Raw genomic sequence first — 24,039 nt, forward strand, 5'->3', positions numbered from 1 at the left:
TGCTGTACGACTGGCTTAACAAGCCGGCAAGCTTATTGCTCGGCAGCGTGCTCTTTTTCTACCAGGTAATCCACAACCTCCAGCGAAGCCTCAAGACTGCCCGCCATGGAGGCACTGGTTGTGTACTTGCCGTTTATCAGCATAGTCGGTGTACCCGTAACGCGCGCGCCGCGAATTTTGGCTTGGGCCTGCTGCATGCGGGCATTTACACCAAATCCCTTGTAATTTTCAAGAAACTCGTCGGCATCCACGCCGTGGCCGGCAACAAATTTTGCCAGTGACTCGCCGTCGTCAAGCGAGCGATGCTCAACTGCGAGCGCCTCAAACAAAGCATCGTGCACTTTATCTAATGAGCCCATAGCTTCCAGTGCGTAAAAGGCTTTCGCGTGTGGCTCCCAGGAGCGGCCCAGGGCTGCAGGAATGCGCACGTAGTTTACATAATCCGGGGCGTTGGCTTCCCAAGCCTCTGCCAACGGCTTGAAGTTATAGCAGTGCGGACAGCCGTACCAAAACACTTCTGCTACCTCAATGCCGGCATCACTATTTGTTCGCACAGGGGTGTTCAGTTTTTTGTAATGCGTACCTTCTTTCCAGTCGGCTGCATTGGCCTGGCCAAACACAGCCAGCGCAGACAACAGTAGAACAGCCACTTTGAGCGATCGAAACATGAAAGATCTCCAGATTTTTTTGAATGTCGTTATAAGGGGATTATGACCCGCGGAAGCTGAAAAGTTCCACCGCTGGCGCATTACAGGATCAACAGACAAAAAACCCCGCACTAGGCGGGGTTTTTTGTCTTGCCAGACGTCTGAATCAGTTCAAACCGGAAATGTAGCTGGCAACGGCTTCTATCTCGGCATCGGTCAGCCTGGACGCAACATCCATCATAATAGCGGCATTAGAGCCATTAGCCCGAGTACCCTCACGGTAGGCTTCCAACTGCTTGGCAATATATTCAGAATTTTGCCCGCCAAGGTGCGGATAACCTGCAGGGGCGTTCCCCTTACCCTGAGGGTTGTGACAACCTGCGCAAGCTGGCACGCCAGACGCCATATTACCGCCACGATATACCGCAGCACCTTTTTCTACCAGATCCGGATCAGCCTGGCCTACGACCATATCCTGCTTGGCAAAATACGCCGCCAGATCCTGAAGATCCTGATCGGATTTGCCATCAAGTTGTCCAGCCATCTCCGGAATAGAGCGGGCATTTTCCTGAATAGCTACTAACTGGTTATACAAATACCGCTCACCCAGCCCGGAAAGCTTTGGGTAGGTTCCCATAATCGGTTTCGCCCCAGCTTCCCCATGACACGCCTGACAGGCTGCTGCGTTCTGCTTGCCTGCGTCAGGATCCCCTGCCCCGTGCGCCATAGCTGTAAGGCCAACGCCGAGAATAACCCCTGCGATCAGTTTCTTCATGCTCGCTCCGCCTCTCTCATCTCGATAATATTCTTTGTTTGCAGCCGGCAGGCGCTGTTCAGTCAGGCTTAAAAACCAAAGCTGACAGCGGTTACGCCAAGCGTACCGCCCGGATTTGGTGTAGCATTATACATTAATCCCTGATAACTGAAATCCAAAGGAAAGCCAACCGCCGTGGACTCTGATCTGTCTCAAAAAAGCATCTCCTTTAACAGCGCCCGCTTCCTGATCAGCGCTCCCCGGCTGGAAGACTGCCCATCAGACATAGGCGCTGAGGTAGCCTTTGCCGGGCGTTCGAATGCCGGAAAGTCTAGCGCCATGAATGCGATTACCGCAAATGGCAAACTGGCACGCACCAGTAAAACCCCCGGACGCACCCGCCTGATCAACTTTTTTTCCCTTAACCGTGAAAATGCCCGGTTGGTAGACCTTCCCGGGTATGGCTACGCAAAAGTATCCAGGGACATGAAAGATGAATGGCAAAAACATCTCGGACAATACCTGAACGACCGCCAGTGCTTACGCGGCCTGGTGTTGGTAATGGACATTCGCCACCCCCTCACCGAGTTCGACCAGATGATGGTGGAATGGTGCGAGCATAACAAGTTGCCACTGACGATCCTGGCCACCAAGGCCGACAAACTGAAGTTCGGGCAGGCAAAAACCAGCATGCTGGGCATCGCTCAAAAGTTGAAGGCATTTACCTGTGTTGAGCACCTGATCATGTTCTCATCAACGTCCAAGCGCGGCGTCGATGAGTGCCGGGCGGTGCTGACAGACTGGCTGGACAGTTCTGCGGAAGACGCCTGAAGGCACAAAAAACCGGCCTGTAAAAACACCAGGCCGGTAAAGCTTCAGGGTTTACAACGTGCTAAAACCTGAGAACTCACTCAGGAGGCGCCAGAAATGTCCGAATTTTCAGCGCCTTTAACTAGGACAAGTACGGCGGGCGAAGGTTCCATCTCCATTCAGCTTACGGTGGTTTCTGGCTCTGCACCCTGCTCTGGCACTGTTGGCCGGTACTGCTCTCGCAGGGCCATAACCTGCTCACGATACGCTGGCATCAGGTAAGGAATCTCCAAAGTGAGCACCTGATAAATACCCTGTTTTAATTCCCGGATAGTTAAGCTGTCAGATGCCTTGGCAACATGGGCGGTTTTCAGGTACGCCATCCAGTTGGTTATGACCATCCAGACATTAAGCGACATGGCCGACCGGAGAGATTCCTGCTGCGGCTCTATAATGCCACCATCGGCCAGCTTCTCGAATATACAGCTTATAGATGCGAGACATCGATTGGTGAACTCACGGTAGTCGTTGCGCAAGCGTGGGTCCCTGTCCAGCAAATATTCCAGATCCCGGTGAAGAAATCGATAACTCCACAAACCGTCAAACACCGACTCCAGGTAAAACGTCATGTCATCCAGAGTCATGGGGCGGTTATCGGGAATATCCAGGTAAAAGTCGACCAGCTTTTCGTACTCCTGAAATATCTCGTAAATAATGTCGGACTTGTTGCGAAAATGGTAATAAAGGTTACCCGGCGAAATCGCCAAGTACGCCGCAATGTGATTGGTTGTGACGTTTCGCTCGCCCTGATCGTTAAACAGCTCGAGGCTGGACAGCAATATTTTGTCTCTGGTTTTCATAAGTTCATCAGTGCTTGTTGTTTTACAGCTCACAGATGGCCCGATTCGACATGAGGCTCGCTTGACTCCCTAGAGTATATACTCTAATAATACTCTCAGGTGCAAATTGAGCGTTTTTTAGCCAACAGGGGGACACCATGGGTGCCAGCGTTGTTCAGCTCACAGAGAGCAAAAAACATATTCAGCATACTCACAAGGTGTTCGAAGACCAGAAAGCGGCATTTCACAATAAGCCAGCGCCATCGCTGACTGAACGCCAGGAAAACCTGGAGCGCCTTAAACAGGCGCTACTGGCTTACCAGGACCGACTTTTAGAAGCCATTAACCGGGATTTTTCATGCCGCTCCCGCGACGAATCCCTGATTGCCGAAGTGATGCCCTCCATTCAGGGAATCAATTACACCCTGAAAAACCTTAAAGGCTGGATGAAACCTTCTCGCCGGCAGGTTTCCATGCTGTTCCAGCCGGCAAGCAATAAAGTCTGCTACCAGCCAAAAGGCGTTGTAGGGGTTATTGTGCCATGGAATTACCCGCTCTACCTGGCTGTAGGGCCGCTGGTTTCATCGCTGGCAGCGGGCAACCGCACCATGATTAAAATGTCTGAATTCACGCCTCACACTTCAGCACTGTTTAAAGAGTTAATTGAAGCAACCTTCCCGGAAGATCTGATCTGCGTTATCAATGGCGAAGCCGATGTTGCCGCCGACTTCTCTGCCAGACCTTTCGATCACATGTTATTCACCGGCTCCACGTCCGTTGGCAAACTGGTCATGCGGGCCGCCTCCGAAAACCTGACACCGGTTACTCTTGAACTGGGCGGCAAATCCCCTGCTATTGTCTCGCCGGATGTGCCCATGGAAGATGCAGCTCAGCGCATTGCCTTTGGCAAGGCATTCAACGCCGGCCAAACCTGCGTGGCGCCGGATTACGTACTCTGTCCTGCCGACCGCACTCAAGCCTTTGTCGAAGAGTTCCGGACGCAGTTCTCAGGTATGTATCCTTCGCTGCGCGACAACGACGATTACACTGCCATTGTCAATGAGCGTCAGTACACCCGCCTGCAAGGCTACCTGGAGGATGCCAGGGCCAAGGGAGCCGAACTTATCGAACTCAACCCGGCACAGGAAAACATGGGAGACGGCACCCGCAAGATCCCGGTGACTCTGGTACTGAAAACCACGCCAGACATGAAGCTTATGCAGGATGAGATCTTTGGGCCCATCCTCCCGATCGTAAGTTATGGCAATCTCAATGAAGCGATCCAATACATTAATGATCGCCCGCGCCCTCTCGCTCTGTACTTTTTCGGTTACGACCGGGGCGAACAGGAACAGATGACCAACAACACCATCTCCGGGGGCATGTGCATAAACGATTCGCTAATGCACGTAGCCCAGGATGACCTGCCGTTCGGTGGCGTTGGCGATTCGGGTATGGGTCACTACCATGGCAAAGAGGGTTTTCTGACCTTCTCGCACCAGCGTGCCATTTTTGCCAAACAAAAGTTCAACAGTGGCAGGTTGGTTTACCCTCCGTACGGGACGTCCGCCCACAAAATGATCTACAAGCTCTTTATCCGCTGAGTGTCGTCTATTGTTACCGGGGAGGGTTCGCCCGGTACTTATCAACCAGAGCAAGAGCGAGTTTTTATGTCCAATCACCTTTCCCCTTCCCAAGGGCAGGAGTCAATCTCTCTCGACCGACGCAGCTTTTTGCGCGCCGGTCTGGGTGGCGTTCTTTTTCTGGGTACTGTCAGTGTAACTGCTGGCCTTAGTGGCTGTGCAACCGCGCCTGCAGGCCGCCTTGGTGCCGTTGAAACGCGGATGGACGCCCGTTATCAGTTTCAGTTTTTGACAACCGATGACATCGATCTGTTTGAAGCTCTACTGCCGGCCATTTTGGGTTCCGCACTACCGAAGCAGCCCAACGCAAAACGTATAGCTATGGCCAGCACGATCGAGCGCATTGATGCCGGTATTCACAAATTCGGACCAGCCAACCAGAATGAGTTAAGGCAACTGTTTGACCTGCTCAATTTTGGCTTTACCCGCATCACCGTCGCACGGGTTTGGTCGCCCTGGCCCAAGGTCACCAAAGACCAGGCCAATGCGTTTCTTGAACGCTGGCGCTCAAGCGGCATCGGGCTGTTCAATAATGGCTATACTGCACTCACCAAAATCAGCAACGTGGCCTTTTACGGATATCGGGAGAACTGGCACCTTTCCGGCTACCCTGGGCCGCCTGAGTGGGCCATGAAAGCCCTGCCCCAATTTCGCAGCGTCTGATTTTCAGCATGCCGTGTAACTGGCTGTTTTATAAAAAGTAAGGATCTTCCATGTCGTTCACCGACCGCATTGCCCAGGGCCTGGAATCAGGCTGGAAAGTCACCGATGGTGCCACCCTTACCGAAAACCATACAGCACAAGCCGATGTCGTTATCATAGGTACCGGCGCCGGTGGCGGTACAACGGCCGAAATTCTCGCCAAAAGTGGCCTCACCGTTATTCTGGTAGAAGAAGGCCGTCTGTATTATCAAAAAGACTTTAAAATGGACGAGCTCACGTCCTACGCCAATCTCTATCAGGAGGGCATGAGCCGCGCCACCAAAGACGGCGCCATTTCGATTCTGCAGGGGCGATGCGTAGGCGGTTCCACCACGGTCAACTGGACCAGCAGCTTCCGTACACCGGACGCAACTCTTAACTACTGGAGCAAACACTTCGGGCTCGACGCGCTAACCCCAGACGCCATGGCACCCTGGTTTGAAGGCCGCGAAACCCGTCATTCCATGTCACCCTGGCATATGGACCCGAATCTCAACAACGACGTGTTGCGCCAGGGCTGCGAAAAACTCGGCCTAAGCTGGCAAATTATCCCGCGTAACGTGAAGGGCTGCTGGAACCTTGGGTACTGCGGCGTGGGCTGCCCAACCAACGCCAAACAGGGCGCACTGATGACCACCATTCCCGGAGCATTGGACCATGATGCACGAATGTACCATGGCCTGCGCGCGGAACAACTGGTCATGAAGCAGGGCCACATCGACGCCCTGCACGCCACTGCCATGGCCAGCGATGGCATTACTCCCACCGGCATCAAGGTAACACTGAAAGCAAAGCACTTTGTGGTTGCTGCCAGCGCTATAGGTTCGCCCGGCTTACTGCTGCGCTCCAAGCTGCCCGACCCTTATGAACGGCTTGGTAAGCGATCATTTATTCATCCGGTGAACGCCAGTGTGGCGCAAATGCCCAAATTGGTAGATCCATTCTATGGCGCGCCACAGTCCATTTATTCTGACCAGTTCAATTTCAGTAACGGCGTAGACGGGGATTTAGGCTACAAACTGGAAGTGCCGCCACTACACCCGGCTATGTCGGCGGGCGTTGTTCCCGGTCACGGCGATGCCCAGGCGCAAAACCTGGCCAGGCTGCCCTGGATGCAGTCTGTTATAGCGTTGATGCGAGACGGCTTTCATGAAAACAGCCCCGGCGGCACTGTATCCCTTCGCAACGACGGCAGCCCGGTACTCGACTATCCGATCACTGACTATCTATGGGAAGGCCTCCGCAGGGCTTTTTATTCCATGGCCGAAATCCAGTTCGCCGCCGGCGCTGAGCGTGTGCGCCTGATGCACCTGGACTCCGATTGGTACAGCAACTGGGCGGATGCCAAAGCGGCAATTGACCGTTTTCCCATGGAGCCTCACAGGGTTCGCCTGTTCACAGCGCATCAAATGGGCGGCTGTGCCATGGGGAGCAACCCGAAAGAATCAGTGGTAAACGGATTTGGCGAGCATCACCAGGTGAGCAATCTCAGTGTGCACGACGCATCGATTTTCCCGACCAGCATTGGCGCCAACCCCCAGCTGTCCGTTTATGCTCTCGCTGCACGAAACAGCACCCGGCTGGCGCAACGCTTGAAAGCGTAGTATCGATATCATGAGCAGGTAAAGGCACACCGGCGTCGGTCTTTTGGCCGCTCTACAGAAACCCCCGGAATGCTGATATTCTTACGGCCTGTTTGAAAAGGAGCTATGCATGCCTAAAGTCATTTACCCGGGCACCTTTGACCCTGTCACCAACGGCCATACAGATCTTATCGAGCGAGCCAGCCGGTTGTTTGATGAGGTGATTGTTGCGGTGGCCTACAATTCGAAGAAAAAGCCACTACTGGATCTGGAAGAGCGATGCGACCTGGTTCGACAGGCAACGACGCACATTCCCAATGTCAGCGTAACCGGGTTCAGTTATCTGCTTGCTGACTTTGTTCGTGACCAGGGCGCTACGGTGATTCTCCGTGGCTTGCGAGCAGTGTCTGATTTCGAGTTTGAATTTCAGCTTGCGGATATGAACCGCCGCCTGGCGCCGGAGCTGGAAAGCATGTTTCTGACACCCTCCAATCACCTTTCCTATATTTCCTCAAGCCTGATCCGGGAAATCGCCTCCCTGGGAGGCGATGTGTCCGAGTTTGTTGATCCAGCCGTCGAGGCTGCACTGAAAGAAAAATTCAGTGCGGCATGAACACCACGCAGGTAATAAAAACGCCCCGGCCGGGGCGTTTTTATTACGGTGCATATTTTTATAGCAAAGGCGGTAGTGGCATTTTCTGGCCGTTAATATCAACAACCATATCGCTCAGCTTGGCCGCAAGCACAAAGCGTTCGCCCTCAGGCACCAGTAACCCTTGTTTGATCAAAGGCGCAAGCTGCATACGCACTGCAGGATAATTCTCCACCAGTCCCATGGGTACACTCACATTCATCTCGCCGGTCAACTTCGGCATAACCATCAGCATTTCCGCTTTCTGACTCTTTGCAAGCTCTGGGTGATTAATCATGACATTGCCGGTAACCTCGCCTTCAGGCGTATCCAGCGTTAACTCCGGAAACCCGACGGCAAACCCTGCCGCTGCAAGGCTGCGCATGGCAGTATTAACCTGCTCCATGGCGGCCATCTGCCGTTCAAACGACTCACGGCCGCCGGCATCCGGCGCCAATGTCATGCTCTGAAACTCGGCCATGCTGGTTGTCAACGCACTCCAGCTCGCCACATCGAGATTGTCCAGGGCAAAGGCTAGTTTGTGGGGGCCGTAGGCTTCATCTTCAAAACGAACCTGCCCCGCTTCAATCGATAATCGCGAATCCAGGCGCTCTCCGCCATCACTTGCCTCTGTAACGCTGCGCGCTGACAAATCCTCCAGTGTTATGGGCGGCGTTTCAGGGGCCGTAAGTGCAGCAGACGCAATGGAGGCCTTCATGGTGCCAGTCCAAACATCGCCACTCAGGTGTGCCATGCTCTGTTCAACACGGAAATCATTGATGCGAACATCCATGTCCGGACCAGTAAGACTCAGCTGTGGCCAGACCGCCAGCGCGTCAACCTGAGAGCCTGCGTCACTGATTTCGACCCGCGCTACTCCGCCGCTGGTTCTGAGGGATTCACTATATTCAGGGCTATCAATGGCCAAAGCCGGAGCTTCCAATTCAAGTGCAGCAGTCCCCCAAAGGCGAGTTTCCAGAGTAAGCCTTGGCTGCTCCTGAAACCAGTCAGCACCTTCTGGTGCCCAGCCACCAACTGGCTCAAATTCCATAAAGCTGCCGGTGATCCCGTGCGTCACACTGGCACGGTATTCAATGGGGTAGGTTTCGCCATCTTCGGGGTTAAGCACCGTTAACGTGCCGTCTAATTCCGCGCTAAAAAAGCCCCGTTGGTAGCCTGCTGTTTGCAGGTGTACAAACGGCTGCGACTGATTCAGCTCATGAGTAACCTGCTGCCATTGCTGCTGTGTTACATACCCCACTACCCAAGGCATGGTACCGGCAACAACCAATACTCCGGCACCAATAATGATCCATTTTGCTTTCAAGAATTCTCTCCATCTGGAACTATCAGGATTTGCTGGTCAGGCGTTTTAGTAATACCAGCTGTGATGCCACGCGCTCAGTGCCCTCTGGCGGCTGATTTTGAATGTAACTGCCATCTGGCTGCAGCATCCAGGATTGGCAATTATCTGCAAGGTAGGTATCCAGGTTATCGCGCACCCGTGTTATCAGCCTCGGGTCCTCAATGGGAAACGCCGTTTCAACACGACTCAGCAGGTTGCGCTCCATACAATCGGCGCTCGAGCAGTACACATCCGGCTTACCATTGTTGCCAAAATAATAAGCCCGGGTATGCTCCAGGAAGCGTCCCACAATGGACCTTACCTGAATGTTTTCCGAGAGGCCGGGCACGCCGGGCCGCAAGCTACAAATGCCACGTACAATCAAATCAACCTTCACACCCGCCTGTGAGGCCCGGTACAGAGCTTTTATTAACCGCGTTTCAGTTAGAGCGTTGATTTTAATGATAATCCAGCCTTTCTCGCCCAGCTCAGCCTCACGCTCAATCAAACTGAGTAGCCGCTTATGAAGCGTAAAAGGCGCATGGAACAGTTTTTTTATTTTCAGCGCTTTGCCCATTCCGGTCAGTTGCTGAAATAACTTGTTTACGTCATCGCCAATGGATTCGTCACAGGTCATAAAGCTGTAATCTGTGTACAGGCGCGCATTGACCGCGTGATAGTTGCCAGTACCCAGATGCACGTATCGGCGCAGACGCCCTTCTTCGCGACGCACAATCAGAATCATCTTGGCGTGGGTTTTATACCCCACAACTCCATACACCACGATCACCCCGGCTTCTTGCAGCCGACTTGCCAGCTCCAGGTTCTCGGCTTCACTGAACCTTGCCCGCAACTCAACAACCGCTGTTACCTCTTTGCCTCGCCGGGCAGCATCTGCCAATGCTTCAACAATCTCTGAATTAGCGCCGGTGCGATAAAGGGTCTGGCGAATCGCCAGCACTTGAGGGTCCTTGGCCGCTTGGCGTAACAAATCGACGACAGGAGCAAAACTCTCAAAAGGATGATGCAACAGGATTGGCCGTTTCCGGATGGCATCAAACATCGTTTCCCGGCTGCGAATCTGCTTGGGTATGGTGGGCGAGTAACCGGAATAGGTCAGGTCTGGGCGATCAACCAGGCCGGTAACGGCCATCAATCGTGTCAGGTTTACCGGCCCGTTTACTTGATACAAATCCTTTTCGGCCAAACCAAATTCAGTCAGTAAAAACTGAACAAGCTCCCGGGGGCAGTTGTCCGCCACCTCCAGCCGCACACCGTCACCAAACCGCCGGCTAAGCAGTTCGCCACGCAGCGCAGATGCCAGGTCTTCAAGATCGTCTTCCAGCTCCAAATCAGCGTTACGAGTCAGCCGGAACTGATAGCACCCCTTAACCTCCATCCCCGGGAACAACTCGTCGGCGTGGGCGTGAATCATCGACGACAAAAAAACGAGGTTTTCTCCGCCTTTACACACTTCATCGGGCAAACGAACCAGCCTCGGCAATGAGCGCGGCGCCGGCACAATGGCCATACCTGTTTCCCGACCAAAGGCATCCTTGCCATCCAACTCAACAATAAAGTTAAGGCTTTTGTTCACCAACCGCGGGAAAGGGTGAGATGGATCCAGTCCAATGGGGCTCACCACCGGCAGAACTTCATCATTAAAGTAGTTACGAACCCACTCTGCCTGCTCCGGTGTCCACTCACGGCGCCGCACAAAATGAATGTGCTCTTTTTCCATTTCCGGAATCAGAACATGGTTCAGTATGTCGTACTGCTCATCAATATATTCGTGGGCAATACGGCTGATCTCATTCAGCGCCTGATCCGGCATGATGCCGTCTGCACCCACAATCTCGCGGCCGTATTTCATTTGCTGACGCAGGCCAGCTACCCGTATTTCAAAAAACTCGTCCATGTTGCTGCTAAAAATACAGCAGAACATCAGCCGGTTGATCAGCGGGTGAGTGGTATCGAGCGCCTGCTTTAACACCCGGTAATTAAACTGGAGCTGACTCAATTCCCGATTGAAGTAGTTTTCGCTGGCGTCCAGATTAATCACTTCACCAACCGGCGGAACATCAATCGGGGCCGGCACACTCTGCCCCCCGTCTGCGGTGCTCAGGTTAGCAATGTCTGTTGTCATAGCCTTCTACTTCCTGCTTGGTGCCCACCCATCAATTCCATTAATGGGTGGCTCGCTTACTATCTCAGGCCCGCTGATGTCGCATCAGGCGAGCGGCTCGCATCGCAAAGTAAGTCAGAATTCCGTCCGCACCTGCCCGGCGCATGCACATCAGGCTTTCCATCACCACGGTATCGCCATCCAGCCAGCCGTTCTGCTCCGCGGCCATGTGCATGGCGTACTCGCCGCTCACCTGATATACAAAGGTTGGTACCTGCAATTCGGTCTTTACCCTGTGTACCACATCCAGGTATGGCATGCCGGGCTTAACCATTACCATGTCCGCACCTTCAGACAGATCCATCATGGTTTCGTGCAGTGCTTCATTACTGTTGGCCGGGTCCATCTGGTAAGTCTCTTTACTGCCCTTGCCAAGGTTTCCGGCCGATCCCACAGCATCCCGGAATGGCCCATAATAGCCAGAGGCATACTTGGCGGAATACGCCATAATGCGAGTATTAACATGGCCGGCCGCTTCCAGCGCCTCGCGAATGGCACCAATGCGCCCATCCATCATATCTGACGGGGCCACTACATCAGCACCCGCGTCTGCGTGGGACAGGGCCTGATTCACCAGGGCTTCTACTGTCACGTCATTCATCACATAGCCATTGCCATCGATGATGCCATCCTGGCCATGGGTGGTGAATGGATCCAGCGCTGCATCGGTGATCACGCCCAACTCCGGAAACGCTTTTTTCAAGGCCCGAACCGCTCGTTGCGCCAGCCCATCAGGGTCCCAGGCACCAGAGCCATCAAGGTTTTTCTTTTCTGCTGACACCACAGGAAACAGAGCCACCGCAGGAATACCAAGCTCCACCATTTCGGCCGCCAGCTCAAGCAGTAAATCAATGCTCAGGCGGTCTACCCCGGGCATGGACTCCACTTGCTCACGCTGCCCTTCGCCTTCCAGCACAAACACCGGATAAATCAGGTTGTCCGGTGTCAGCTGGCTCTCCCTCACAAGCCGCCGGGAAAAATCACTGGCACGATTGCGACGCAGGCGGGTAGCGGGAAAAACACGGGGGGTGGATAGCGACACAGAAAACCTCCTGAAAGACACTGCAAAGAGTTGGATTGAAAATCCCGGCGCCTTGTGGGCACCGTTCGCACCATCATACACCCCTCGGCCCGCCAGTTGCAGGCTTCCGCGGCGCTTTTCCAGTAGCCAGGTTATCGAATGGACTCGAACGCCTCGGCGCGGATGCACTCGGAGTCACTGATTGAGGTCAGCGGCATTGTCGAGCAATTTTGAGGGCAATTGTTGACCCGCTGCGGAAAAATCGGTGTCATCCGTAGTGGCCTCCGAGGTGCGGTCAGGTGCAGAAGTGGACGCAGGCTGCTGGGCAGCGTCTGCCAGCAGCCAGATTACAATCACAACTGCTATGATCACCGGCACAGTAAAAGTGAGTCGGGAAACAGATTTCATAATAACGGGCAAACCTTACTTGTCGATGATTTGAACACAGCCCCGGAAAACAGGGAGTGGAACATACTGCACGAATCATAGACGAGACGTGACTTTTTACCGGGACAGACCGCAAGAACCTGCGTTGACATAAAGAATGAATAATGATTCACTAATTCAGGAGAGCCGGAATGGCTTATCGTGAAACAGAGAAAATGCGCCTGCGCAAAGCGGCGGCGCGCCAGGAAATAGCTGACTGCACTTACCAGTGCGTTGCAGAAGGCGGCTTTCGCAATGCCAGGATTACCCGCATCGCGCAACTCGCGGGGGTAGCCACGGGAACGATTTATCGCCATTTCGAGTCAAAAGAAGACTTGTTTGCCGAGATCTTCCGCCTGGCCACACAGCGTGAGATGGACAAGGTAGCGGAAGCTCTGGCTGCAGGCGGCAGCGCAACCGAGCGCCTGGAAAATGCATTGCGACAGTTTGCCACACGGGCTCTCACCGGCCCGATAATGGCCTGGTCACTGATTGCCGAACCGGTAGACCCAAAAGTAGAAGTAGAGCGGCTGGCATATAGAAAAGCCTATGCCAACTTGTTTGAGCAGGCGATTCTGGAAGGCATTAAAGAAGGGTGCATTCCCGAGCACAACGCGCGCCAAAGTAGCACCTGCCTGGTTGGTGCCATGGCGGAAAGCCTGGTGGGCCCTTTGTCGCCAACTCAGTCAGGGCAGGCAGCCGCAACTGAAATTGATAACAACGACCCGCTGGTCGACACCATCATCCGCTTTTGCATACAGGGGTTGACCGGCACCAGGAGCTAGCTATGAACGCACCGCATCCCAACGCCGGACCCTCCTCAGAGAAAGCTGGTGATCGCCACCTGGCAGTCACTCACGAAGTCATCAACCAGCCACCGATGCTGGAAAACTACAACCTGTATGAACAGGATATTGCACTGCAAGAAGCCGTAAAGCGCGAAGGCGCAGGCAAGGCCGAAAACGATCTGAAAACTTTCGGCGCCCTGGCTGGCGACGCAGCAACCATCGATCTGGGCTTTCGGGCCAATAACAATAAGCCCGTATTCAACACTCACGATCGCTTTGGCCATCGCATCGATGAAGTGGACTTTCATCCCTCGTATCACGAGCTGATGCGCATCGCCTTTGAAAATGACCTGCACAGCAGCCCCTGGAAGCACCCGGGCAAGGGGGCACACGTAAGCCGCGCGGCCAAATACTACCTGCACTCGCAAGTGGAGGCGGCGCACTGCTGCCCGGTCACCATGACCTTTGCGGCCATTCCCTCCATCCGCAAACAACCGGAATTGGCAGCACTATGGGAATCCCGAATTCTGGCTAACAGCTACGACGCCCGTAACCTGCCCGACAGCCAGAAAAGCTCTGTATCCATCGGCATGGCCATGACTGAAAAACAGGGCGGCAGCGATGTGCGTGCCAACAGCACTCTGGCCTACCCAACAGGTAAGGCAGGCCCAGGCCAGGCTTACGAACTGGTCGGCCACAAATGGTTTGTGTCCGCCCCCATGTGCGATGCCTTCCTGGTGCTGGCACAGGCGACCGGCGGGTTATCCTGCTTCCTGATGCCGCGTTGGCGCCCGGACGGCACTAAAAACCCCTGGCAGATACAGCAACTAAAAAACAAAATGGGCAACGTAGCCAACGCCTCCAGCGAGGTAGAACTGCGCGGTGCGCTGGCCTGGATGATTGGTGAAGAAGGCCGTGGCGTGCCCACGATCATAGAAATGGTCGCCATGACCCGCTTCGACTGCATGATTGGCAGTTCCGCCGGCATGCGCCAGGCCGTGGCTCAAGCCACACATCACAGCCGCCACCGCAGCGCCTTCGGCAGCCGGCTCATCGATCAGCCTTTGATGCAAAACGTGCTGGCCGACCTCGCTCTGGAAAGCGAAGCCGCCCTTGCCTACACCATGCGAGTCGCCCGTGCCCTGGACAACCAGGATCAGGAACACGAACGCCTGTTTGCTCGTCTGGCCACGCCCGTGGGTAAATACTGGATCTGCAAACGCGCACCCAACCATGCCTACGAATCCATGGAATGCATTGGCGGTAGCGGCGTAATGGAAGACTGCATCATGCCTCGCTTGTTCCGGGAGTCGCCGGTCAACGCCATTTGGGAAGGCAGCGGCAACGTTCAGTGCCTGGACACACTACGCGCCATCCACAAAGAACCGGAAACCCTGGACGCCTTCTTCCGCGAAGCTGCCCAGGCAAAAGGCACAGACTACCGCTTTGACCAATTTCTGGCGCAACTGCAGAACGACTTCGCCGACGTCAGCGATCTCCAATACCGGGCCCGCAACCTGGTCGATCGTCTGGCGCTTGCCATGCAAGCCTCCCTACTGCTACGAAACGGGGACAAAGCCGTTGCAGACGCCTTCTGCGCCTCCCGCCTGCAATCGAATGGCGGCATGAACTACGGCAACCTGCCCTCTGGCATAGACGCAGCAGCCATTATCAAGCGCGCAACGCCTATAGTAGGCTAGATTTGTTGTCCGCCCGGGCTTAAAGATACGGACGCTGGGGGACTACACCTGAATTGTTCGTGAACCTGCAGGGAAGGTCTTTCCAAAACTGTGCGGAGCCATGGATGGCGGAGCCCAAGCGCCACATGGATGTGCCGCAAGGAGCGTGTTTTGGAAAGACCTTCCCCGCAGGTTCCACCACCAAGGCCGAAACCCCTATGTCTGAAGCACTCAGAAGACTGCTCAAAGAAGGTAACGCACCTCAACAACACACCACGATCACACCCCACGTAGGCGTACTAACCCTGCACTTCCAGCTATACGGCTGCGAAGACCTCAAAGCCAAGCGCAAAGTCTTTACTCCGCTGCGCGCTGTATGGGGCAAAGAACCCGACCTGGCCGTCGCAGAAACCGCCGACCTGGAAGCCCTGGATTGCGCCACCTGGACAATCGCCGCTTTGGGCACCTCCTCGCAACTCATTGCTCAGCGCCTTGACCAGATAGAGAAGGCCATTCAAGAACGAATCGATGCCGCTATACTCGATAGCCATCGCGAAATTCTCTGACAAAGCCCTGTGGCACAACATCAAAGCAGCCCGTATACTACGCGTCCTCAGGGATGCCAGTGTGCCTGTGAGCGACAGGTTTCAAGTAACCAATGCCGGAACCAGACCCCGGCTGTATCTGCAGGGCGTCCGGAACCGGCTCTGCGGATGACCACTGATTAGTGTGTGGTACCTATGACCGGCAAGAAAAAATCTGCTCAAGCTTCAGTCGAGACAATGTACCGTGTGTTCACCGTGCCCGAGGCACCGGAGTCCACGTTAAGTCGGATTGATCAGGACATTTCAAACAACCTGGCAGGTTTTCTGCAGAATCATATCGTTGCGGTGGAACGCGACCTTGCAGACGTCGAGAAAAACTTCTCAGACTACGCCATTCCGGAAAAACCTGTGTTTGTGTCCGAGCAAACCCAGTTCCTGCTGGACAAACTGGTGGCCAACTCGGTTCACACGGCGTCTCCCGCTTTTATCGGCCACATGACCTCAGCGCTGCCCTACTTCATGCTGCCGCTGTCTAAAATCATGATTGCCCTGAACCAAAACCTGGTAAAAACGGAAACGTCCAAGGCTTTTACACCCATGGAGCGACAGGTTTTGGGCATGATTCACCGGCTGGTGTATCAGGAAGACGGTGCCTTTTACCGAAAATGGATGCACAACCCTCGCTACGCACTTGGCGCCATGTGCTCTGGGGGTACCGTCGCCAACCTGACTGCACTCTGGGTTGCTCGCAACCGCGCCTTCCCGGCAGAGGGCAGCTTTCGCGGCCTGCACCAGGAGGGCCTGTTCCGTGCCCTGAAATACTACGGCTACGAAGGCGCGGCTATCGTCGTCTCCCGCCGTGGCCACTACTCTCTTGGCAAGGCAGCCGATGTATTAGGCCTGGGCCGCGATGCACTAGTGGCCGTAGATACCGACGACGACAACCGGATAGATACCGACGCCCTGCGCGACAAGTGCCTGGAACTGCAGAAACAAAAAATCAAGATTATGGCCATCTGCGGCGTGGCGGGCACCACCGAAACCGGTAACGTTGATCCTCTGGATGCCATGGCAGACACCGCTCGTGAATTCGGTGCCCACTTCCACGTGGATGCCGCCTGGGGCGGGCCAACGCTGTTCTCCCGGAGCTATAGATACCTGCTGCGCGGCATAGAAAAGGCAGACTCTGTCACTTTCGATGCCCACAAGCAGCTGTACGTACCCATGGGTGTCGGGCTTGTTGTGTTCAAAGACCCCAGCCTGGCCAGTGCGGTTGAACACCATGCCCAATATATCATCCGAAAAGGGTCCCGGGACCTGGGCACCACTACACTGGAGGGTTCCCGCCCCGGCATGTCGATGCTGATCCATTCAGGCCTGAAAATCCTGGCCCGGGAGGGCTACGAGATTCTGATTGACCAGGGCATCGAAAAGGCGGTGACCTTTGCCGACATGATTGAAGCGCAGGCGGATTTTGAGTTGGTTACCCGGCCCGAGCTGAACATCCTCACCTATCGCTACTGCCCGAAGAACGTGCAGCAGGCTCTGGCACTGGCCGACCCGCTGCAGGCCGAAAAGCTCAATGCCTGCCTGAATACGATCATCAAGTTTATCCAGAAAACGCAGCGGGAACGGGGCAAGGCATTTGTGTCACGGACACGCCTGGAGCCTGCCCGCTACTATAATTTCCCATGCATTGTTTTCCGGGTGGTGCTGGCGAATCCGCTCACCACACCAACAATCCTGGCAGACATTCTGGAAGAGCAGAAGGAGCTTTCCGGGGAGGAAGAGATTCAGGACGACATCCGAATACTGCATCAAATGGCAGAGGCCGTGTTAAAGCAGCATGAAAAGGGTCAAAGGCAGGCCTGATGTTCTGCCTTCCCTTCAATGCCCGCAAGGGAGGGAGACAGACACCCAAAACACGCTGTGAATACGTCCGTGTACGCTCGGCTTCGCACGGTTTTGGCTGTCTGTCTCCCTCCCTCGCTCTGAGCTAGCCTTTAGCCTAAGTTTTCGAAGGTATTTTGCTTAGTAAAGTGCCTCCTCGTCGTCCAGCACCTCATCGATAATATCCAGGAACATGCGGTCCGCTTCGCTCCACTTCTCCGGAATACGAATGGTTGTATTAGCGCTGATTTCCCGCGCGATCAACTCATTGGCATCTGCTTCCGAGCGAAGTTTTCGGGCGATGTCTACAGACTTAACCGCGATCGTTGGATCGCTTAGCACCTTCTTGATGAACACTCGCAGCTCATCAATCACTCTGGCCTGACGGCTTTCAACCGGTGTACTCATACCTCACCCTCCGGACAAATGAATTCTCGGGAAGCACATAACTCCCCCGGCAAACGCACAGTATGACCAAACCTGCGCATTACAACCAGCCAGTGCGTTAAACGAAAAGCCCACGCAAGGTGAAAAATAACATAGCGGCCATGATCGCAGATGCCGGTACTGTAATAATCCAGGCTGCCGCGATGCGCACCAGATGCGACCGCTTAACCATTTCTTCTTTGTAGATTTTCTTGAGCCGCTTGCGGTCTGATTTGGTCAGGGGCACGTGTTTCTTTTTCTTGGCTCGCTTTAAAAGCTTTTCCATTTCCTCAACGGATGCGTTTCGGAAATCATCCAGAAAAGGTTTAAGAAGCTCCTGATCGTCGGCGTCACGCTCCTCCATAATCTTGTGCAACTGAGTCGCATAATTGGATTTAAGATACTCACGCAAAAAACCAACGCCGAATACACCGCCAATTGCTATGTGTGTAGAACTCACAGGCAAGCCCAGTTGCGAAGCCAAAATCACCGTAAGGGCCGCCGAAAGCGCAATACAGAACGCACGGGTTTTATCCAGTTCGGTAATTTCGCTGCCCACGGTTTTAATCAGTCGCGGGCCGAACAGCATCAACCCGACGGTCAGGCCGAGGGCGCCAATCATCATGACCCACAAAGGGATACTGGAGGCAGTCACCACATCACCGCTGGAGATTGCATCGTTTATAGCTGCAAGCGGGCCGATGGCATTGGCTACGTCGTTGGCACCATGAGCAAAACTCAGCAGGGCGGCGGCGAATATCAGTGGCCAGGTAAACAAGGTATTCACCCCGCCAATGCTGTTTTCCATAGTGGCCGCTCGGCGTGCGGCCAGAGTGCGCACTGCAAAAAACGCAACCGCAGCTGCGGCCAGGCCAACCAGAGAGGCTTCCAGAAAATCTACCGTAATGATTTTTTTGACGCCCTTAATCATCAAATAAGTGCCGAACGCCCAAGCCATAATGGCCACAAGCCAGGGCACAAAGGTGCGAGCTGCGGGTATTACATTTTTTCGATACAACACTGTCTTGTTTATCGTAAACAAAAACAGGGCCGCTAAGGTGCCACCTAATACCGGAGATATAACCCAGCTTCCGGCAATCTTGGCCATAACACCCCAGTCGGCGATACCCCAGCCACCAGCCGCGATACCCGCCCCAAGTACGCCGCCCACAATCGAATGTGTGGTGGATACCGGCGCGCCCATCCAGGTCGCCAGATTAAGCCAAAGCGCGCCCGCCAGCAGGGCTGCTGTCATCAGCCAGACAAACGCCCGACCATCTTCAAGGCTCGTGGGATCAATAATCCCCCCTTTGATGGTGGAGACCACATCCCCCCCGGCAATCAACGCACCCGCAGACTCAAACACGCCGGCGAGAATAACAGCAGCACCAAGAGACAGCGCCCCTGAGCCAACCGCCGGGCCTACGTTGTTTGCAACATCATTAGCGCCGATATTGATCGCCATGTACCCGCCAATGACGGCAGCAGCCATTAACAGTGTGCTGTTGGGCATGCCCTCGCTAAAGGCGCCTACAACCAACCAAACTCCCAGCAAAAATAGCAGGCTGAACCCGATCCGGTATCGTTCCGTTGTGTTGCTGGTAAGAAGGGTATCTAGAAATCCGCTTGAACGGGCCATAACAGAAGAGGTCTCATTTGGTCTGAATGGAGAACGAACCGATGTGTCGCGCGCAACTATAAATTTTTTGCCATGGAATTGAAACAAATGTGCGCCTACTCGATGCCGTCACACAATACACTCGCCGTAGATGCAGACCTACCATTGCCTGATACATAATGAATATAATTACCAAAGCGCCACCCCAAAGCACCGCCTATCCAGACAGGGCCGCTATGACCATAAATGCATCCCCGGGCTATAAAGCTACACGCGAACGTGAAGACGCTCAGGTGTCACGCGTGCTTACCTGGCTATCACTGGCGGCCATACTGTGCCTTTTCGGGATTGGTGCTAAAGCCTGGCTCTCCGGCCATATCAACCACGCACAAGCCCTTTGGAGCTTTATCGTTCCGGTGTTGGCAAACATGCTTTGGTTTGTGAAAACGGGCAACCGTGAAGCACACAAAATTGGCCTTCTGGTAACTGTCAGTGTGCTTTTCACCTACCTTATCGCCAACGGTGGCGAAAGCAATACCGGTCCTCTCTGGTTCTACGTGTTCCCACCCCTGCTATTTTTTCTGACGAACCTGAAAACCGGCACCATGATTCTCCTGCTGGTATACCTGGTCGCTATTATTGTATTCCAGTTCCCCAACCTGCCCTTCGTGCTTGCAGAATATAATAATGATTTCATAATCCGTTTTTTTGCCACCTTGTCCTTCGTATCCATTTTCTGCTTTGTTTTGGAGGCAAGCAGACTGAAGGCGCGCAATGAGCTTCTGAATCTGGCCCAGACCCATGAGCAGGCCGCAAAAACCGATGAGCTCACCGGCCTTTCCAACCGCCGGGATATACTAAACCGGTTAAAAGAGGAGTTTTCACGCTACCAACGTTCCGGACGACATTTCTCGATTGCCCTGATCGACCTGGATTTGTTCAAAACCATTAACGATCAATACGGTCACAACGCAGGCGATGAGGCCCTGAAGCAATTTGCTGATCTGGTGCAGTCCGTCATACGCCAAACGGATGTGGCTGCCCGCTGGGGCGGCGAGGAGTTTCTGGTATTGTTACCAGACACGTCTTTAATCCCGGCCTTAACACTGGCCGAGCGTTTACGCCGTGAAGTAGCAAACAATGCATTTACCTATCATGGGCAATATTTACCAGTAACCATGAGCGCTGGGGTCTGCTCTATAGCCCAAATGGACTCTATCGACAATCTGCTTAAGCACGCAGACACCCAGCTTTACAGCGCAAAAGAAGCCGGGCGCAACCGGATTTCACCCAGAGTTCGCTGCCAGGAACCAGTTGCTCCCAACAAGCCATGCGCTTGAGACCGTGTGCTCTGGCCATTACTATTCAGCGATACCCGCATCTTGATTATACGTTTTTGTAGTAAACAGGTAACTTCATGACAGACATAAGCATTCTGGTGGGCAGCGTTTACGGTGGTGCCCTTATGACAGCCAGATCTATAAAACAGGCATTGGACAGCGACGGATACTCTGTGTCCGTGTTAGAAAATCCGGTGCTTGAAGACATTACGTTGAACGCGGCACCCTTACTGGTTTGTACATCCACCACCGGCCAGGGTGAGGTTCCGGGCAACCTGCTACCTTTTTACGTGGCTTTGCGCGAACAGTTACCACAGCAACCAGGCAGACCCTTTGGCGTTATTGTTCTGGGCGACAGTTCCTACGGCGATACCTTTTGCGGTGCCGGCGAACTGATGGAAGAAGCGTTATATGAAACGGCCGCCCGAAAGGTTGGCGATACCCTGTGCATTGACGCGCTGGAAACTCAGGAGCCGGAAAATGAGGCGTTGCCCTGGGCGAGAGAATGGGCATCTTCTGCCTTGACGTGAGCACAACTTGTGTCGTAACTAGCTTCATACCATGCTGATTCAGACAACAACGATAATATGCGGTGAATCGTGACAAGGCTTCGATGGTCTCGGGTTCTGACATTGCTGGTATTGCTTCTGCCCTTGGCCTTCACTGGCCAAGCCGCTGAGCCATCGCGCGCTCCAAACGTCGAATTCCTCCGCCTGGAGCCTGGCACAGAGCTTTCACCAGCCGAGGCGGCAGCCTTAAAAAACTGGCAACGTCTTGAGTCCAACAGCCCTAACTTTGGCTACACCCAGGATACTGTCTGGTTCCGCTTTAACATTCCCGCCAACTCAACCATTGACTTGCTTGAAGTTGCGTACGCCCATTTGGATTACATTGCATTTTATCTTATTGAAAACGGAGAACTGACCAACACAATCATTACGGGAGACCTCTACCCGTTTACCCAGCGGCCCATTCTTAACCGCCATTTCCTGTTTCCGTTCAGTACAGACACTCCTGCTGACCGAAAAATTTTTCTGGAGATTCATACCACAGGTACGCTGCAGGCGCCTCTTGCGCTGTGGAACACTCAAGCTTTTTTTGAACACGCCTCAGTAGAAGAACAACTCCATGCCATTTATTACGGCATATTAATCAGCGTTATCTTTTTTAACCTGTTTGTGTTTATTGCTCTCCGGGAGCAGGTCTACCTGCTGTATGTTCTTTCAACGCTGGGTTACCTGCTGCTGATTGGTATCCTGAATGGCACTGCCTTTCAGCTGATCTGGCCAGGGAGCCCTGAATGGCACAGCTGGGCAACACGGCTTACCGTTCCCTTTGCCGTTACGTTTACTCTGTTATTTTCACGCTCCTTTCTAAGGCTCAAGCACACCGAACCAGCGCTTAACCGCATAGTCATTGCGTTTGTCGCTATGAACGCGGCAATGATCATAATCTCCGGGTTCGTGGATTACAGCGTCGCCCTCCGGCTAACGGTTGCACTGGCCATTCCAAGCACTTTACTGCTAACCCTGATCGGCCCACTGCAATGGGTGCGCAACAACCCCCAGGCGGGATACTACACTTTGGCATGGGGCGCGCTATCCCTTGGCAGCGCCATTACCGCGGCCAACAAATACGGATTATTACCCAATAATTTTATAACCACTTACGGCATGGAAATCGGGTCCTCGGTTGAGGCGATTTTGCTTACCCTGGCTCTGGCGGCAAGGCTCTACCAAGAGCGCGAGGAAAAAGTAGAGGCCCGAGAGGCAGAACTAACCGCCATGGCTGCCAGGCGCTCAGCGGAACTGAAACTGATTGAACATGCACTCCACAACCCCCTGACCGGGCTGCCCAACCGTGCTAACTTTGAAATGCAAGTGAATGACCTGACACATCAAGCCCCGGGCACCCGGCACGGCATTGTGATAATTCGCCTGAACAACCTGCAGTCGGTTAGCAACACTCTGGGACATCAGAACAGCGATCGCATACTGGAGTTGGCTTCGCAAAACCTGAACGCCATCATTGGTGAGCTACCGGGGGTAATCTCCCAGGGCCAACACAACGGGCGCAATTTTTTCGTAGCTTCACTGGATTCAGAAACCTTTGCCTGCGTGGTGGATTCCAGCGTTTCAGAAAATGCGCGCAGAGCGGTTGTTCGTGCCCTGGACGCCATTCGTAGCCCAATCGATTACCTTGGCATGAAGATTCCTCTAAACGCCCAGCTTGGCGTGGCTATTTCACCGATTCATGGTAACGATGCCACCTCGCTTATTCGCCGGGCCTCTATCGCGGAAGGTTCGGTGCGCGCCCATGAGCGAGGCATTGCGTACTACAACCCATCCAGGGATTCCTACAGTGCAGGCAGACTCACGATCGCTTCGGAGTTACAAAAAGCACTGTCAGATGGCGAGCTGGCACTTTATTTACAGCCAAAACTGGACCTGAAAATTGGGCAAGTTACCGGTTTGGAAGCACTCATACGCTGGCCTGGCAGAGACCACCCCGTGGCTGCCGATAAAATCATCGCACTTGCTGAACAGACAGGGCTAATCAAGCCACTGACCCGCTGGGTGATGAAGCAGTCTTTGCAACTCCGTAATGGCCTTGTTGAGAATGGCCATCAGCTCGATCTATCTGTAAACATCTCACCCAATAATCTCCGGGAACCGGATTTCCCGATTTTTGTGCAACGGCTCATGGGCGCCCACCCTCAGCATAAAGGTGCCATTATCTTTGAAGTCACCGAAACATCGATGATGCAGGATCCGGCTAACGCCCTGAAGGCGCTGAACTCATTGGCAAATGCGGGCATTCCGGTTTCTATTGACGACTTTGGTTCAGGCTACTCGTCTCTGTCCTATATCAAGCAATTGCCAGCCAGTGAAATAAAAATCGACCGTTCGCTCATTACAGATTTGGCCACTCGTGAAGAAGACCGGGTTATCGTTCAAACCACCATAGATATGTGCCACAGCTTAGGCTACTCGGTTGTAGCCGAAGGCGTTGAAAACGAGGCAGTTGCCAACCTGTTGAAGGGAATGGGGTGCGATATGATTCAAGGCTACTTGCTAAGCCAGCCCTTGCCACTTGAAGGCATGCTGGACTGGCTCGCGGAACGGCAAGAAAAGGCCGCCGTCCAGCACACCCCCCGATGAACGATC

Annotated in this window: 21 protein-coding genes; 12 read left to right on the forward strand and 9 right to left on the reverse strand. The window is 54.0% G+C overall.

The features are described 5' to 3' along the window. Positions 1 to 32 precede the first annotated feature (32 nt). Together ACTHYN_RS03235 and ACTHYN_RS03240 are read right to left on the reverse strand one after the other, a co-directional pair. On the reverse strand, positions 33 to 668 hold the full coding sequence (locus ACTHYN_RS03235; RefSeq protein ID WP_441811066.1) for a thiol:disulfide interchange protein DsbA/DsbL: 636 nt from the start codon (positions 666 to 668) through the stop codon (positions 33 to 35). 145 nt (positions 669 to 813) lie between these two features. Then, positions 814 to 1,422, reverse strand: coding sequence for a c-type cytochrome (locus ACTHYN_RS03240; RefSeq protein WP_441811067.1), 609 nt, complete (start codon positions 1,420 to 1,422; stop codon positions 814 to 816). 174 nt (positions 1,423 to 1,596) lie between these two features. Between ACTHYN_RS03240 and yihA the strand changes: the two genes are divergently transcribed. Next, on the forward strand, positions 1,597 to 2,232 hold the full coding sequence (gene yihA / locus ACTHYN_RS03245) for a ribosome biogenesis GTP-binding protein YihA/YsxC (protein WP_441811068.1): 636 nt from the start codon (positions 1,597 to 1,599) through the stop codon (positions 2,230 to 2,232). Positions 2,233 to 2,390: 158 nt separating this feature from the next. Here the strand turns inward: yihA and ACTHYN_RS03250 are convergent, their stop codons facing one another. After that, on the reverse strand, positions 2,391 to 3,071 hold the full coding sequence (locus ACTHYN_RS03250) for a TetR/AcrR family transcriptional regulator (RefSeq protein WP_441811069.1): 681 nt from the start codon (positions 3,069 to 3,071) through the stop codon (positions 2,391 to 2,393). A gap of 137 nt (positions 3,072 to 3,208) precedes the next feature. Between ACTHYN_RS03250 and ACTHYN_RS03255 the strand changes: the two genes are divergently transcribed. The 4 genes from ACTHYN_RS03255 (at position 3,209) to coaD (ending at position 7,591) form a co-directional block, all read left to right on the forward strand. Then, positions 3,209 to 4,654 (forward strand): coniferyl aldehyde dehydrogenase, encoded by a 1,446-nt coding sequence (locus ACTHYN_RS03255; protein ID WP_441811070.1) that lies wholly within the window; start codon positions 3,209 to 3,211, stop codon positions 4,652 to 4,654. Positions 4,655 to 4,720: 66 nt separating this feature from the next. Next, on the forward strand, positions 4,721 to 5,356 hold the full coding sequence (locus tag ACTHYN_RS03260) for a hypothetical protein (protein ID WP_441811071.1): 636 nt from the start codon (positions 4,721 to 4,723) through the stop codon (positions 5,354 to 5,356). Positions 5,357 to 5,406: 50 nt separating this feature from the next. Then, positions 5,407 to 6,999, forward strand: coding sequence for a GMC family oxidoreductase (locus tag ACTHYN_RS03265; protein WP_441811072.1), 1,593 nt, complete (start codon positions 5,407 to 5,409; stop codon positions 6,997 to 6,999). 109 nt (positions 7,000 to 7,108) lie between these two features. Beyond that, positions 7,109 to 7,591, forward strand: coding sequence for a pantetheine-phosphate adenylyltransferase (gene coaD / locus ACTHYN_RS03270; RefSeq protein WP_441811073.1), 483 nt, complete (start codon positions 7,109 to 7,111; stop codon positions 7,589 to 7,591). Between the two features lie 58 nt (positions 7,592 to 7,649). Here the strand turns inward: coaD and ACTHYN_RS03275 are convergent, their stop codons facing one another. The 4 genes from ACTHYN_RS03275 to ACTHYN_RS03290 form a co-directional block, all read right to left on the reverse strand. Next, positions 7,650 to 8,936: a DUF945 family protein gene (locus ACTHYN_RS03275; protein WP_441811074.1), complete on the reverse strand. Its 1,287-nt coding sequence runs from the start codon at positions 8,934 to 8,936 to the stop codon at positions 7,650 to 7,652. A 22-nt stretch (positions 8,937 to 8,958) separates the two neighbouring features. Next, on the reverse strand, positions 8,959 to 11,100 hold the full coding sequence (gene ppk1 / locus ACTHYN_RS03280) for a polyphosphate kinase 1 (RefSeq protein WP_441811075.1): 2,142 nt from the start codon (positions 11,098 to 11,100) through the stop codon (positions 8,959 to 8,961). A gap of 64 nt (positions 11,101 to 11,164) precedes the next feature. Next, entirely contained in the window at positions 11,165 to 12,181 is a 1,017-nt protein-coding gene (gene hemB / locus ACTHYN_RS03285) for a porphobilinogen synthase (protein ID WP_441811076.1), read from the reverse strand. 174 nt (positions 12,182 to 12,355) lie between these two features. Then, positions 12,356 to 12,568 carry a hypothetical protein gene (locus ACTHYN_RS03290; RefSeq protein WP_441811077.1) on the reverse strand — a complete coding sequence of 71 codons (213 nt, stop codon included), beginning with the start codon at positions 12,566 to 12,568 and terminating at the stop codon, positions 12,356 to 12,358. 170 nt (positions 12,569 to 12,738) lie between these two features. Here ACTHYN_RS03290 and ACTHYN_RS03295 point away from each other — a divergent pair, with 170 nt between their 5' ends. The 4 genes from ACTHYN_RS03295 (at position 12,739) to panP (ending at position 17,470) form a co-directional block, all read left to right on the forward strand. Then, positions 12,739 to 13,371: a TetR/AcrR family transcriptional regulator gene (locus ACTHYN_RS03295; RefSeq protein WP_441811078.1), complete on the forward strand. Its 633-nt coding sequence runs from the start codon at positions 12,739 to 12,741 to the stop codon at positions 13,369 to 13,371. A gap of 2 nt (positions 13,372 to 13,373) precedes the next feature. Next, positions 13,374 to 15,074, forward strand: coding sequence for an acyl-CoA dehydrogenase family protein (locus ACTHYN_RS03300; RefSeq protein WP_441811079.1), 1,701 nt, complete (start codon positions 13,374 to 13,376; stop codon positions 15,072 to 15,074). A gap of 104 nt (positions 15,075 to 15,178) precedes the next feature. Beyond that, positions 15,179 to 15,619 carry a DUF503 domain-containing protein gene (locus tag ACTHYN_RS03305; RefSeq protein WP_441811080.1) on the forward strand — a complete coding sequence of 147 codons (441 nt, stop codon included), beginning with the start codon at positions 15,179 to 15,181 and terminating at the stop codon, positions 15,617 to 15,619. A 174-nt stretch (positions 15,620 to 15,793) separates the two neighbouring features. Then, the gene (panP, locus tag ACTHYN_RS03310) at positions 15,794 to 17,470 is read left to right on the forward strand and encodes a pyridoxal-dependent aspartate 1-decarboxylase PanP (RefSeq protein WP_441811081.1); all 1,677 of its coding nucleotides are present in this window, start codon (positions 15,794 to 15,796) and stop codon (positions 17,468 to 17,470) included. A 159-nt stretch (positions 17,471 to 17,629) separates the two neighbouring features. Here panP and ACTHYN_RS03315 read toward each other — a convergent pair whose 3' ends face one another. Continuing rightward, positions 17,630 to 17,896 (reverse strand): hypothetical protein, encoded by a 267-nt coding sequence (locus ACTHYN_RS03315; RefSeq protein WP_441811082.1) that lies wholly within the window; start codon positions 17,894 to 17,896, stop codon positions 17,630 to 17,632. Between the two features lie 97 nt (positions 17,897 to 17,993). Then, positions 17,994 to 19,553, reverse strand: a complete 1,560-nt coding sequence (locus ACTHYN_RS03320) for an inorganic phosphate transporter (protein ID WP_441811083.1) — start codon at positions 19,551 to 19,553, stop codon at positions 17,994 to 17,996. Positions 19,554 to 19,711: 158 nt separating this feature from the next. Between ACTHYN_RS03320 and ACTHYN_RS03325 the strand changes: the two genes are divergently transcribed. The 3 genes from ACTHYN_RS03325 to ACTHYN_RS03335 all read left to right on the forward strand — a co-directional run bounded on the left by ACTHYN_RS03325 (position 19,712) and on the right by ACTHYN_RS03335 (position 24,033). Beyond that, positions 19,712 to 20,872 carry a GGDEF domain-containing protein gene (locus ACTHYN_RS03325; protein ID WP_441811084.1) on the forward strand — a complete coding sequence of 387 codons (1,161 nt, stop codon included), beginning with the start codon at positions 19,712 to 19,714 and terminating at the stop codon, positions 20,870 to 20,872. A 77-nt stretch (positions 20,873 to 20,949) separates the two neighbouring features. Further along, the gene (locus tag ACTHYN_RS03330; protein WP_441811085.1) at positions 20,950 to 21,402 is read left to right on the forward strand and encodes a flavodoxin domain-containing protein; all 453 of its coding nucleotides are present in this window, start codon (positions 20,950 to 20,952) and stop codon (positions 21,400 to 21,402) included. Positions 21,403 to 21,471: 69 nt separating this feature from the next. Continuing rightward, positions 21,472 to 24,033 carry an EAL domain-containing protein gene (locus ACTHYN_RS03335; RefSeq protein ID WP_441811086.1) on the forward strand — a complete coding sequence of 854 codons (2,562 nt, stop codon included), beginning with the start codon at positions 21,472 to 21,474 and terminating at the stop codon, positions 24,031 to 24,033. The last annotated feature ends 6 nt before the right edge of the window (positions 24,034 to 24,039 follow it).

The organism is Marinobacter sp., from assembly GCF_052091845.1.
Lineage (GTDB): Bacteria > Pseudomonadota > Gammaproteobacteria > Pseudomonadales > Oleiphilaceae > Marinobacter.

What these genes read in the sequence shown, in the direction of transcription:
- ACTHYN_RS03235 (WP_441811066.1), bottom strand. Translation starts at nt 668, where the DNA reads ATGTTTCGATCGCTCAAAGTGGCTGTTCTACTGTTGTCTGCGCTGGCT.
- ACTHYN_RS03240 (WP_441811067.1), bottom strand. Translation starts at nt 1,422, where the DNA reads ATGAAGAAACTGATCGCAGGGGTTATTCTCGGCGTTGGCCTTACAGCT.
- ACTHYN_RS03250 (WP_441811069.1), bottom strand. Translation starts at nt 3,071, where the DNA reads ATGAAAACCAGAGACAAAATATTGCTGTCCAGCCTCGAGCTGTTTAAC.
- ACTHYN_RS03255 (WP_441811070.1), top strand. Translation starts at nt 3,209, where the DNA reads ATGGGTGCCAGCGTTGTTCAGCTCACAGAGAGCAAAAAACATATTCAG.
- ACTHYN_RS03260 (WP_441811071.1), top strand. Translation starts at nt 4,721, where the DNA reads ATGTCCAATCACCTTTCCCCTTCCCAAGGGCAGGAGTCAATCTCTCTC.
- ACTHYN_RS03265 (WP_441811072.1), top strand. Translation starts at nt 5,407, where the DNA reads ATGTCGTTCACCGACCGCATTGCCCAGGGCCTGGAATCAGGCTGGAAA.
- coaD (WP_441811073.1), top strand. Translation starts at nt 7,109, where the DNA reads ATGCCTAAAGTCATTTACCCGGGCACCTTTGACCCTGTCACCAACGGC.
- ppk1 (WP_441811075.1), bottom strand. Translation starts at nt 11,100, where the DNA reads ATGACAACAGACATTGCTAACCTGAGCACCGCAGACGGGGGGCAGAGT.
- ACTHYN_RS03290 (WP_441811077.1), bottom strand. Translation starts at nt 12,568, where the DNA reads ATGAAATCTGTTTCCCGACTCACTTTTACTGTGCCGGTGATCATAGCA.
- ACTHYN_RS03295 (WP_441811078.1), top strand. Translation starts at nt 12,739, where the DNA reads ATGGCTTATCGTGAAACAGAGAAAATGCGCCTGCGCAAAGCGGCGGCG.
- ACTHYN_RS03300 (WP_441811079.1), top strand. Translation starts at nt 13,374, where the DNA reads ATGAACGCACCGCATCCCAACGCCGGACCCTCCTCAGAGAAAGCTGGT.
- ACTHYN_RS03305 (WP_441811080.1), top strand. Translation starts at nt 15,179, where the DNA reads ATGGCGGAGCCCAAGCGCCACATGGATGTGCCGCAAGGAGCGTGTTTT.
- panP (WP_441811081.1), top strand. Translation starts at nt 15,794, where the DNA reads ATGACCGGCAAGAAAAAATCTGCTCAAGCTTCAGTCGAGACAATGTAC.
- ACTHYN_RS03315 (WP_441811082.1), bottom strand. Translation starts at nt 17,896, where the DNA reads ATGAGTACACCGGTTGAAAGCCGTCAGGCCAGAGTGATTGATGAGCTG.
- ACTHYN_RS03320 (WP_441811083.1), bottom strand. Translation starts at nt 19,553, where the DNA reads ATGGCCCGTTCAAGCGGATTTCTAGATACCCTTCTTACCAGCAACACA.
- ACTHYN_RS03325 (WP_441811084.1), top strand. Translation starts at nt 19,712, where the DNA reads ATGAATATAATTACCAAAGCGCCACCCCAAAGCACCGCCTATCCAGAC.
- ACTHYN_RS03330 (WP_441811085.1), top strand. Translation starts at nt 20,950, where the DNA reads ATGACAGACATAAGCATTCTGGTGGGCAGCGTTTACGGTGGTGCCCTT.